Origin of the sequence: Acidovorax sp. NO-1 (assembly GCF_000238595.1) — a bacterium.
GTDB lineage: Bacteria > Pseudomonadota > Gammaproteobacteria > Burkholderiales > Burkholderiaceae_C > Acidovorax.
The window spans coordinates 1-10533 of record NZ_AGTS01000144.1 but is presented as its reverse complement, the minus strand read 5'-3'; the positions used below and the strand labels follow the sequence as shown (position 1 = coordinate 10533).

Annotated in this window: 11 protein-coding genes; 2 read left to right on the top strand and 9 right to left on the bottom strand. The window is 52.8% G+C overall.

Annotation, left to right across the window (positions count from 1 at the left end):
* Nucleotides 1–77: 77 nt before the first annotated feature.
* The 6 genes from KYG_RS23390 to KYG_RS25390 form a co-directional block, all read right to left on the bottom strand.
* The gene (locus tag KYG_RS23390) at nucleotides 78–389 is read right to left on the bottom strand and encodes a type II toxin-antitoxin system RelE/ParE family toxin (RefSeq protein ID WP_008906814.1); all 312 of its coding nucleotides are present in this window, start codon (nucleotides 387–389) and stop codon (nucleotides 78–80) included.
* Nucleotides 386–835 carry a hypothetical protein gene (locus KYG_RS20330; RefSeq protein WP_008906813.1) on the bottom strand — a complete coding sequence of 150 codons (450 nt, stop codon included), beginning with the start codon at nucleotides 833–835 and terminating at the stop codon, nucleotides 386–388. Before KYG_RS20330 ends, KYG_RS23390 begins: the two co-directional genes overlap by 4 nt.
* Before the next feature lie 119 nt (nucleotides 836–954).
* The gene (gene brxC, locus KYG_RS20325) at nucleotides 955–4596 is read right to left on the bottom strand and encodes a BREX system P-loop protein BrxC (RefSeq protein ID WP_008906812.1); all 3642 of its coding nucleotides are present in this window, start codon (nucleotides 4594–4596) and stop codon (nucleotides 955–957) included.
* Between the two features lie 50 nt (nucleotides 4597–4646).
* Nucleotides 4647–5234 carry a DUF1788 domain-containing protein gene (locus KYG_RS20320; protein ID WP_008906811.1) on the bottom strand — a complete coding sequence of 196 codons (588 nt, stop codon included), beginning with the start codon at nucleotides 5232–5234 and terminating at the stop codon, nucleotides 4647–4649.
* On the bottom strand, nucleotides 5231–5824 hold the full coding sequence (locus tag KYG_RS20315; RefSeq protein WP_034695589.1) for a DUF1819 family protein: 594 nt from the start codon (nucleotides 5822–5824) through the stop codon (nucleotides 5231–5233). Before KYG_RS20315 ends, KYG_RS20320 begins: the two co-directional genes overlap by 4 nt.
* 96 nt (nucleotides 5825–5920) lie before the next feature.
* Nucleotides 5921–6043: a hypothetical protein gene (locus KYG_RS25390; protein ID WP_255344437.1), complete on the bottom strand. Its 123-nt coding sequence runs from the start codon at nucleotides 6041–6043 to the stop codon at nucleotides 5921–5923.
* A 357-nt stretch (nucleotides 6044–6400) separates the two neighbouring features.
* Between KYG_RS25390 and KYG_RS24550 the strand changes: the two genes are divergently transcribed.
* Both KYG_RS24550 and KYG_RS24760 read left to right on the top strand, forming a co-directional pair.
* Entirely contained in the window at nucleotides 6401–6910 is a 510-nt protein-coding gene (locus tag KYG_RS24550; protein ID WP_139019428.1) for a transcriptional regulator domain-containing protein, read from the top strand.
* Nucleotides 6911–6936: 26 nt separating this feature from the next.
* Nucleotides 6937–7113 (top strand): hypothetical protein, encoded by a 177-nt coding sequence (locus KYG_RS24760; RefSeq protein ID WP_008906808.1) that lies wholly within the window; start codon nucleotides 6937–6939, stop codon nucleotides 7111–7113.
* A 55-nt stretch (nucleotides 7114–7168) separates the two neighbouring features.
* On the opposite strand, the gene KYG_RS24085 is transcribed toward KYG_RS24760, so the two are convergent.
* The 3 genes from KYG_RS24085 to KYG_RS24075 all read right to left on the bottom strand — a co-directional run bounded on the left by KYG_RS24085 (nucleotide 7169) and on the right by KYG_RS24075 (nucleotide 10521).
* Complete coding sequence (locus KYG_RS24085; protein WP_085942631.1) at nucleotides 7169–8203, bottom strand: phage/plasmid replication protein, II/X family; 1035 nt, start codon at nucleotides 8201–8203, stop codon at nucleotides 7169–7171.
* 337 nt (nucleotides 8204–8540) lie between these two features.
* Nucleotides 8541–10052, bottom strand: a complete 1512-nt coding sequence (locus tag KYG_RS24080) for a DUF927 domain-containing protein (protein WP_085942630.1) — start codon at nucleotides 10050–10052, stop codon at nucleotides 8541–8543.
* A gap of 166 nt (nucleotides 10053–10218) precedes the next feature.
* Complete coding sequence (locus KYG_RS24075) at nucleotides 10219–10521, bottom strand: AlpA family transcriptional regulator (RefSeq protein WP_085942633.1); 303 nt, start codon at nucleotides 10519–10521, stop codon at nucleotides 10219–10221.
* Nucleotides 10522–10533 lie beyond the last annotated feature (12 nt).

Below are 10533 nucleotides of genomic sequence, written 5' to 3'. Positions count from 1 at the left end.
TCAAAAGTGGCTCTAGCGCTTATCTAGCAAGCGCTAGCAGCTATTATTTTTGAATATTTTCGAGATGGGGATGTGCATCACCGATGGAATGGGGGTGGGGTGATGCGGGCCACATGCACCACGGCATGCACTGTGACGACGCACTGGTCTTCGTTCTGGTCGAAATAGACGATGTAGTTTTCGTGCGCGACGAGCTCATGTGCCCCGTTGACCCGCGTGCTGGTGCGGCTGGGGAAGTTGGGATCGGTCAGGTGGTCCACTTGCCCGTCGATCCACAGCCACATGTCGATGGCTGCGCTGGCGTTGTCTTGTGCAATCCAGGCTTCAATGGCGTCGAGGTCTTGCCGGTATTCAGGCCGACGGTCCACGCGGTATGCGGCGCACGTCATTGCGGCTGCCGGGCCTGCAATGCTTTTTGTTGGGCCAGTTTTTCAGCACGGGTGCTTTGCCATTCGTCGGGGGGAATAGCGGGCTGCGTGCTGTCGCGGCTGGCCTGCACCTTGGCGCGCACCCAGCGGTCGTATTCGGCGGCGTGGGTGAGTGCTTGGGCGCGGTCAGGGCGGCTGCGTTTGTGCTCGGGTGCCTGATCTGGCTGCCAATTTTCCAAGCCTTCGAGCACGATGCGGCGCACGCCTAGTTTGTGCAGCAGCTTCAATGCGGCGTCGGTGGTGCCAAACAGCCGTGCCTGCGTGCCACGCGCCTGCACCAGCGAAGCCTCGCCGGTGAGGGTGGTCACCTTCACAGCAAACTGCGAGCCCACGGGCTCCAGCGCCACCGACTGCACAGCGCCATGGGCAAAGGCTGCTTGAAATTGGGTTTGGGTGAGGGTTTGCATCGGGTGACTTGCGCCTGATTAACGTTATCTGTTCATCTTTATACGTTAAATAGCCATGGGGTGCCAGGGTTTTGGCAACGGTCCGTTGCCGTATTGCGGGGGCGCCGTAAAACCGCCGTTTACTGCACGCGCGCTTTTTGCCCAGCCCGCACTACGGCCAAGAGTTCGGACTTGAGCCGGGTGAGGTAGGCATCCACCTCAGCTTCGGTTTCCAAATAAGGCTGGTTAGAGAACTCGGCAGCGCGCACCACGCGGGTTGTTTTGGGGGCCGGTGCTGGACTTACCAAAGCGTTGGGCTTGCCGGTTTGCAGGGGCTGGGTGGTATCGCCGGGGCTGGCCACCTTGGTCGTGGTGGGCTTGGCGGCAGCAGCGGCCACGGCGGCTTCGATGAGGGTGATTGCTTCGTCCATGGCGTCGCCGCCTTGGCTTTGCAGGTACAGGATTTGCGCAATGCCGGTGAGGCCCGCAATCCGCGCCTTGAGGTCTTGCAAGGGTTTGAGGACCTTGTTGGAAAGCTCGGGCGTAGCGGCAGAAGCAGCGAGCTGTTTTTGTACCTCGGCCAGCTTGTCGTCGATGGAAAGCAGGGCTTTTTCTCGCTTTTCCTGCGCCAGTTGCTCGTTAACGGATGTGACCGTGGCCACCAACGGTTCGATGCGGTTGACCAAGGCGTAAGGCTGGGGGTTGTCGCGGATCTGGGTCAGCTCTGCCAGTGCCGTTGCCGCCTGGGGCACCTTGTTCAGGGCTTCGCGGTTGTCGGCAAACTGGCTGAGAGCGGCTAGCAGCTTGCGCCAGGCGGTGATCTGGGTTTTGTAGAAGTTGACGAGGTCGTGGATGTCGTCAGATGCGTCTTGCCAGTCGTCCTTGGCGGAGAGCAGTGCCTCGATAAAGGCAAAGCTGTCGCGGATGGCGAGCTGCTGGCCGATGCGGGCCAGGGCTGCGTCAATAGTGGCCTTGCCCGGATGGTGGGGGGTGGCTGCGGTGTGGGCGTAGCTTTTAAGGTCTGACTGCCAGTCGCCTAGGCGGGTGCGGTAGTCGGCCACCAGGCTGTCTTCGTCTTCACGGCCGAGTTGGCTGAACAGGTCTTTGTACAGCTCGCGCGCACGGCGCAGGATTGTGGCGTCGGCGGTTTTGCGCTTGAGGATGGAGACTTGCTTGAAGCGGGCGGATTTGGTGAGCGGGTCAGCGGCGCTGGCGGGGTCGAGGTCGCTGCCTTCGAGCATGAGCTTGATCTCGCCTGCCATGAACAGACGGGCGACGAGCAGCACCGTTTCCCACTCGGGCTTCCAGCCCCAGGGGATGCCAGCAAAGCGGTCCACCACGTCGGACAGCAGCACGCGGGATTGGCTGGCAGCCAGCTGGAGGTAATCGCGCAGCTCTTGTACGGCTAGCGGGTTGCCTGCCTCACCATTAAGGGCCAGGGCGTGCTGGGCCAGGTCGCCAGCGCTGAGCACAGCCTTGATTTCGGCAATGGGGTCGGCCTGTCGCACCTTCAGGTACGGCAGCTTGCTGTAGGTGTTGGTGATGAGGTAGTTGAGCAGCTCATCGAGCACGGTGGCCGGGCTGCTGGCCTTGATTTGCACCGGCTGGCCCAGGGCGTAGAAGTCGCCTGCGGTGATGAGCTCAGACAACTGGTGCACGAGGCGCTGGCGGCGTTCGCGGTTTTCATCCTTGCGGTCGGCCAAGATGCGTTTGAGCGATGGCGTGGCCTGGTCGGCCTTGGGGCTGACGATGTACTTTTCGATTTGCTGGTAGGTGGCCAGTTCGATGTCCAGGCGCTCGCCCTCAGCCAAGCGCACGAGGGCACGCCCGGCGCCTTCGCTGCTGCGCAGGATGCATTTGGCGCTGTGCAGTTTGTCGTAGTCGTCGCCCAGCGGGGTGAGCACTTCAAAGCTGAGGGCGTGGCTGGCCTGGCGCCAGGGCGCGCCGTCGAGCAGGCGGTTGAATTCGTAGTCGGACTTGGTATCGCGGTGGCGCACCTTGGTCTGGCTGCCCAGGATTTCATCGAACACGATTTCGGCGAGCAGGCGTGCCTTTTCTGCGGCGGAAACGTCTACATGGCCAATCTCGCGGGCGACGTCGCGCTCTTCATTGGTCAGAAAGAACCACTGGTCACCGTTGCGGCTGACCAGGCGTTGCTGTTCAAGCCGTGCCAAGCTTTCCTGGATCTGGCGCTTGAGTGCGAGCTTATCGGCGTCGATCTGGTCAATGCACAGCGTGGCCAGGTTGTCGATGTTGGGCTTGACGATGTCGGGGATGTAGCGAATCAGGAACATCGCCTTGAGCAGCTGGCTGTCGTAAGGCTGCAGGGCTGGGTTGAGCGGTGCCTCGTCGATGGAGCGCTTGGCCATGCCGTCGATGAAGCTTTCGATGGACGGATAGAAGTCGTACAGCGGCACCAGCACGTTGATGCCATTGGGGGCGTTGCGCACGGCAGCCGACTGGAAGGCGTCGAGCAACGAGCGTTCACCGCGCGAGAGGTGCTTGCCGGTGGCGCCCACTTTGCGGATGGTTTCGAAGATCTTTTGCAGCAGCGTGAACTGGTACGGCGCAAAGGGGTAGCAGGCAACAAACTCGGCAGCGTCTTTGTAGCCGCGCAGGCTGACGGCATTGCCGACAAAGCTGAGCTGGTTGTTGATGACGTCGCCCTTGCTGGCAAAGGCATCGCGCAGCAATACATGGGCTGCTTCGGTCTTGGAGAGCAGGCGCTCGCCAATCACTTCGTCGGTGTTGCTGCTGGCCAGAGACAGCCGTGTATGAAAACGCCCTTGAATCTTGGAAAAGTCTTGCGACTTGGCCTTGTTGGCTTCGCCAATGGCTGCGTCAATGTCCTCCTGGCTGGTGACGATGACCCAGGCGCGGCCCTTGCACTGCGTGCCCAGCTGCTCGGTGATGGTTTGCAGGCTGAGCATGAGCTGCGAGTTGGCGCCAATGAATTGCCCAACCTCATCGACCAGGAAGATGACTTTGTGACTTGCGGGCCGGGTGACCAGGTAGTCGTTGACGACCTTAGCAAAGTTTTCGATGTTGATGCGAAAGTCATCGCGCGCACGGTCAAACCACTGGCCAGCAGACTCGGGCGTCATCTTGAGGGCTTGGGCCAGCGCTGCCACGATGTCATCCCGCAAAAAATCTACCGCATCGCGCTCTTGCTCCCAGGTACTGCCGTTGGATGCGGCAAAGGCAGCTTTGAAGGCATCCAACGCTCCCTTGGAAACCAGGTGGCGCTCCATGTCGGCGATATGCGGAGCGTCGCCCGAGTAGCCCAGCTTCTCGTTGAAGACGCGCAGGAAGACTTGCAGGATGGCGTCGCGGTCTGTTTTGCTGTCAGCCTTGGCGTCGATGTTGAACAGGATCACATCTGCGGTGCCTTGAACGGCCCGTTGAATGTCGGCCTGCAGCATGGCGTCTTTGATCTTGTGGTGATCGAAGAACTGGGCGGCGCTGCGCTTTTCTCCCGTTTCGGGGTTTTGCGCCTGCAGGTTTTCCAGCAGGTACGACAGTATCTTGATGAAGTGCGATTTGCCCGAGCCAAAGAACCCGCTGACCCAGACGCCCATGCGGTCAGTGATGGCCGCGTCGTGCGGCCGGTCGATGGCGGCCAGATAGGCGTCAAAGAATCTGCGCAGGTATTCGCTGATCTGTTTGGTGACGACGTATTCCTCCAGCTCTTGCCACACGCTGGCTGCGTCCATCTGGTCGGCTTTGATGACGCCGTTGATGGGGCGGTCGATGGGCTTTTGGAACAGGTCGCGAATGATCATGGGGCTGTTTGGGAAGATGGTCTGGTGGAGGCGTATGAAGTGGAGAGCAACTAGGTCGCTTCAGGGACCAGGCGGAATGCGCGGTAGTAGTGGTCTTCAGCCTGTGTATTGAACAAGCGCAGTGAGTGACCGTCGTACCGGCCAGGAAAGAACATGAGCAATGGCGTGTTACCCATGATCGGGTGTAGCGCAGATAGCAGGGTGTGGGTGCGCAGCATGGGGTACACGGCGCCCACGCCAGTGAGTACGAGCAAATCTAGCGCAGCAATGTCATGTCGGGTCGCAATTTTCTGGGCCAGCTTGTCCTCTTTCAAGACGGAACGCAGTGCGACCAGGGCGCTATCGTCGCCCTTGTCATGTTGCATGGCGATGGCTTTGTCGAGCAAGTTGCGCTCTTCTAGTAAGTCCGTGACCAGCGCTAGTAGATTCACGACCGCGCAGCGAATGGCTGGCAACTGTTTGCCTAGCGCCGGTACCACGGTACCTGAGAGGAAGTCTCGCACCTCCATTTCCCGGTCAGGGGGGTAGTCAAAGATCCAGAAACCAATTTCGTTGCCCAGCCCTTTGCTGTCGAGGAATTCTCGGGAAGTGATACGCGGCAAGATTTGATTTAGGCGTTCTTCAAGGCTCAGCGTCATTGCGCGCGCTCCAAGCAGTCGAGGGCATAGGTTTCATGGCGGTCAGCGAGGTAGCGCCTTACGTCGGGGTTCAGCGACTTAGGGGTAAGTCGTAAGCTGCGGGCATTGTCTAAGTATTTAGCCTCGACAAGTACGCGGACAATGACTTGGAACAGTTTGGCCCTTGTTGCGTCTGTCCAGTTCGCGATTGCAGGATAGTGCAATGTGCATTCCGCCAAAAAGTCAGACCAGTCGTGAGGATCGACAGTTGGTTCGAGCTTTCGCTGGCGCATTGCATAGACGTTGCGCATGAAGTCGCCGAGTAGCGGACTGTGCTTGACCGCTGCGGCGAGCAGCAATTGAATTTGCACCTCGCTTCCATTGTTGGCGATCATTTCCCAACCCTGGGCATCTAGAGTCATCAGGCGCTTTCGAATCAACGTAGCTTGGCGTCGCGCCGTGGCGGGCGTGTTCTTTTGCAGAATGTTTTCGATCTCGATGGCATGTCGCCAAGCTGCCTCGTCCGGCTGCGTAAGCAGCAGCACGGCAATGCGCCTGCTTTCGAGCGGCATGAGTGAGCCTGCGGAGATTTCTGCGTTGTAGTTGGGCACAAAAAACTATGATTGGAAAAGCTCTATTGTGAGAGAAGCGGAGTATGCAAAGGGTGCTCCTGCGGCGGCTCCACAAGCCGCTCCAACGACCGCCCGCTAAGCCCTGGGATCGCAATGCGGCACGGGAATATCAATGTCGATGCGCAGGCGCTCCTGGATACGCTGCTTGATCAGCGACTTCTTCCACTCGCCTGACTTGAACTCCTGGAACCGACTCATAGGCTTGCCCTTGAGATGCCAGGTGAGCACCAATTGGTCACGCTCCCGCAAGCGATCAACATGTCGCTGTTGAGGCTTATTAACCCGGTAGTCTGCATCCACCTTCAACAACGTGCGCAGCCAGTCGAACTGCTGCTATTACACCGCCTCGCCCTTGGCTCCTCGCCAACGTGGCCTGCAAGTCATAGACTACCTGCAGATTCTATACACCACGTTAATACTAAAATTTACTCTATCAGCACTGCATTCAAAAAATAAATCCACAAATAGCCTAAACGCTTAGCCTAAACGCTTAGCATTAATAACAGCACATCGAGTAACAGCCCACACACCTCCATCAATTGAATCTCGAATAAAATGGCGGAAAATATTTATAAAAACAATCAAAAATGGTCTCCCAGACGTTGGGCGTGGGAGTTTCTAAAAAGAAATCCTGAATATATTGAACTTTGTGATGATGCGAGAAATCTAACCGGTGATGCTAAGGCTGCAGCCGAATTTGCTATAGCAAATAAATTTCAACTTAAAAAATTCAAAGATTACACAGAAAACTACTCCCCAAAAAACCCATTTTTTCTCTCCACCGCTATTTACAGATGGGAAGGGGGAAGTAAGAAGCGAAACACTGAAAAAACAACAATAAGAGTAAAAATACTTCCAGGTCAAGTGGTGATCAGATTTCAGGTTGATGCCACGCTGAATAATTCTAGGGCTATAAAAGTCCAACTGGAGTCAGCCAAGATTCATCTTGAACGCTATCGAAATGATCTTATTGATTCCGCCAAAAAGGAATCTCCACAACCAGAAGATAGCAAGAAAAAACAGATAGATTCAATCCCCAGCCCGCAGTTTTTCTTAGAAGACTAAAAATCATTGATGCCAAGCGAAGGGGGTTGACGAGAAACGAAATCTACAAAAAGGTCTTTCCCGATAAATTCAAAGAATTTAACGGCGACAAGGATGCGCTGCACGATCATTTCAAAGGAGAAATACCCGAGGCGATCAAAATGCTGGATAAATATTTAGAAATTGCAGCCATGGGCTTTGATCCAAAGAAAAAATCCACATAATTGCCAGCTTAAAAGGGGCGTCCAATAAATTTAATCGAGCGAGGTTTGCACCCAATTAGCTCAGAATCTCTGCAATTCCAAGTGCAACAGCTTTTCTATTCTTCCCGAATCGGAGGCTGTGCATTATTCTTCGGACAGGAACGTCCGACAATAGCTGAACTGATCTAGGTGTATTGATGTTTACGTCAATCGCACTACGAATCGTTTTGGCATGTGCTTTTAGCTGCCGCTGAGTAAACCCGACGCTGCGCAAATCCACTCCAGCGTTATGCAGTGCAAGTATGCAGTTTGGCAAGCTACCCATATTAGGTTGATGCTCAAATTGCTTTAATGAATTGTCCGTCAATTTTAAATCAGATATTTCTGTTCTAAGAATTTTGCGCCCGATTTTTGGCGACCAATCTCGTACATATTTGATGCCCCTGGCCTTCAAAAATCGGCGACGCAATACGAGCTCTATACGGAAAAGATCCTCACAATAGCGCTCAATAAAGTCACGATGCGGCAAAGTCTCGTCCAGTGGTCGAAAATTAACCTCTGCTGCCTTCCCATAGAATTTCAGTGACTTCCAGTCTGAATTCTGATCGATGTATAGGGTTTGATCGTTATAGTTGCTAGTAGTCCGATCAAGAAACATGATCTGCATCTTGAGATTTCTAAGTAGCTTGTCCACCATATCTCGGTTTTTCATCTTGAGATGGCCCACCACATCAATTCGATGAAGAGCAACAAGCCCATCCTCAACATTCTTCCGCTCTTGTGGGGAAAGACGAATGTCTAAGTAACGGCATACCTTCTTGACGATGGCGGTAACTTGCGGCTGCAATTTTTCTGAGCCAAAAACATTCTGCCCAGTTAAAAACTTGGGAGAGCTACACTCGATAACGAGCTTAGTAGCATTACGCACAGATTTAACCACTGCGCGCGCTCCATAAGCACCTGGAACACTAATCTTCTTGTAGGGGCTTGAAGCTGCTTTTGTGATTTTATTTCCTCCCCCAGAATTATGCTGTCGCTGCTGCTTCTCTAACCATTTTTTATGATCACAGTCAACAACGATTTTGATCGTATCCAGCAATGATGAGGCCATAACTTATCTCGATACATTTCAGTGGTGCGTACTACACAAAACGGTACGTTGGCTTGGTATTACAGTGATTCAAATGCCGCACCGCTACGACACGTGCATCACATCGCCATGTCACAACATCTGGTTGTGACATGGCTACGTGCTAGGCTTTAGCGGGACTGAGCTTCCAGAATCGACGCGCGGATTGCGATGAAGTCCTTCAGCTCCTCGCCCACACGTTGCTGGTAGTGGTAGCCACGCCGTCGACTAGTGACCAGATAGCCGTTAGCTCGTAAATCCTCCGTAGTCTTGCTATGAAAAGCTTCTCCCAAAAGAGATTTAAAGCGATTCGGTTTAATCAAATACAGAACCTCTCCGTTTTTTTGCTGTTTTTCATGATGCCAACGACCTTTTTTGAGTTGTCGTTAGGCTCCTGTTTTTTTGAGGAAAATTTGCTCTTGTTTTTTATCAGCATTGCCTGCACCGATTTGATGGTTCGCATCGATCGCTGAGATTTCAAAAGATCCATGTCCGATGCGCAAGAATTAATTCGCTCTTTAAAAACACGACCGAAGGCTTCGTAAATTCGATTGCGACTGACAGGCAACAAGCCAGCATTTGATATTTGTCGCCCTATAAAAGCACAAAACACCAGTCCATTTAACACGCGTGCATCAACACCATCCAAATTGTCCTCAAGTTCAGCAGCAAGAATTATTTTTTTGCGAATGGTATTTTTGCGTTTTATCCATTGCTCTTTGTGTTTTGTGAAATGACTGGCAATTTCCGATATCGCCGCATCTCCAATTACACTTGCATAGTCAGGTGCTAGGGCATCCAGGCGTTCAGAGAGCTTGGCTCCCGTCTCAAATCCACATAGATTCTCAAACATCCCATGATCGGTTTCAGGAATCTCAATGCTTCTCCCGTTCACCCCTCTATCTAGGATCAATCGATTTCTTTTAGCAATACCATCAAGGGACATCTCACTCGAGACGACGGCAACACCGGTCATTTTTTTCAATTTTTCATCTTCTTGATTTTTTCCATAATTACTTCGAAACCGGCCCGAACCATTTCCAGATTCCATGATTAGATCCATAATTGATTCTCCTGCTTTATGCGCATCCTCCAGAAAAATAGGCTTACTTCCTTGTGCGGCACAGAATTCAAGCATCCCAATGATCGTTGCATTGAAGTCCCTAATCGAATTTCGACCTTCCACCAAAAAGGAAACAGCGCGCTGAATGGTTGATTTGCCATGAGATGATTTGCCGACCAAAAGAAATGTCAAACGCGATACATCAAATGCGCAAAAGAAGTACGCAGCGATGGCTGCAATCAATATCACTAAAAACCTATCCAGCTCTTCAAGGTATACCGAAAATTCCCCCAAAAAATCTTCCATATTCTTTTGAGTCACAATTTTTTCTGCGGCTCGACCACTTAGATGGAATTCGCTAGCACTCACGCTGTTGTCGACTGGATAGCACACTCCATTTTTAGTGAGGACCTTATAAGCGATCCCATTAAGGGTGACATCCTGAAATCCCTCTGAAATTATCAGAGGCTTCAATCGAACCTCCTGCATAACGCGCAGTAACTCTTCCCGCACTTTATATGGCTTTTTTACGGCCAGTGTATATAGCCCATACTTTATAAATAGCTTTTGAAGTGGCCCGGTTTGTCCGCTAGCCAGAAGCTCCACTGGGATGGGAACCTCCTTCTCTAAAATGGACTTCAGATCTCTAATCACAAGATGCATTTCACCGCTGGGCAGTACACCTTGGCCCATAACTTCAATGTGGTCAAATACAATCACTCGATTGTTCAAGATGAGTGGATTTGCAGGGTTTTTTACAATTTGCATATTTTTAAAATTAATTATTTATCTTAAAAGGACACGCCAACGGCTCACCTAGATAGTGATTTAATATTTTTAAATACCTTGGGGGCTGGCTACTCGGTCGCTATATAAACACTAATGATCTTGCCTTCGCAAGTAGTACCTAGCACCTGACTTTTAACGCTCTGAGCTAGCAGCGTATATCGAGCGCGATACGCAAGTCACCGACGTTCCAAGCCAGAAATCGGGCACCAAATCGTTTCGGTGCAGGTAGTTTTTTGGCTTTTGTCCAGCGCCAGACACTGGCTCGAGAGCATCCAAAGAGTTGCATGACTTCACTCATGCGCACGTGTGCAGAATCAGGCAAGCTATCGAAATTCGCAAGGGCGGGGCTGAGGTTTGAAGGCGTTTTAATAGCTTGCTGAACCTGACAATGCCGATGTGGGTCGGACGATAGTGGTTCATTGAGGGGATGGACAAAAATCTTTTTCATAAACATCACTTA

Excerpts from the sequence above, each read along its gene's own strand:
- KYG_RS24075 (WP_085942633.1), bottom strand. The coding sequence starts at position 10,521 with ATGAAAAAGATTTTTGTCCATCCCCTCAATGAACCACTATCGTCCGAC.
- KYG_RS20330 (WP_008906813.1), bottom strand. The coding sequence starts at position 835 with ATGCAAACCCTCACCCAAACCCAATTTCAAGCAGCCTTTGCCCATGGC.
- KYG_RS23390 (WP_008906814.1), bottom strand. The coding sequence starts at position 389 with ATGACGTGCGCCGCATACCGCGTGGACCGTCGGCCTGAATACCGGCAA.
- KYG_RS24080 (WP_085942630.1), bottom strand. The coding sequence starts at position 10,052 with ATGCAAATTGTAAAAAACCCTGCAAATCCACTCATCTTGAACAATCGA.
- KYG_RS20320 (WP_008906811.1), bottom strand. The coding sequence starts at position 5,234 with ATGACGCTGAGCCTTGAAGAACGCCTAAATCAAATCTTGCCGCGTATC.
- KYG_RS25390 (WP_255344437.1), bottom strand. The coding sequence starts at position 6,043 with ATGAGTCGGTTCCAGGAGTTCAAGTCAGGCGAGTGGAAGAAGTCGCTG.
- KYG_RS24085 (WP_085942631.1), bottom strand. The coding sequence starts at position 8,203 with ATGGCCTCATCATTGCTGGATACGATCAAAATCGTTGTTGACTGTGAT.
- brxC (WP_008906812.1), bottom strand. The coding sequence starts at position 4,596 with ATGATCATTCGCGACCTGTTCCAAAAGCCCATCGACCGCCCCATCAAC.
- KYG_RS24550 (WP_139019428.1), top strand. The coding sequence starts at position 6,401 with ATGGCGGAAAATATTTATAAAAACAATCAAAAATGGTCTCCCAGACGT.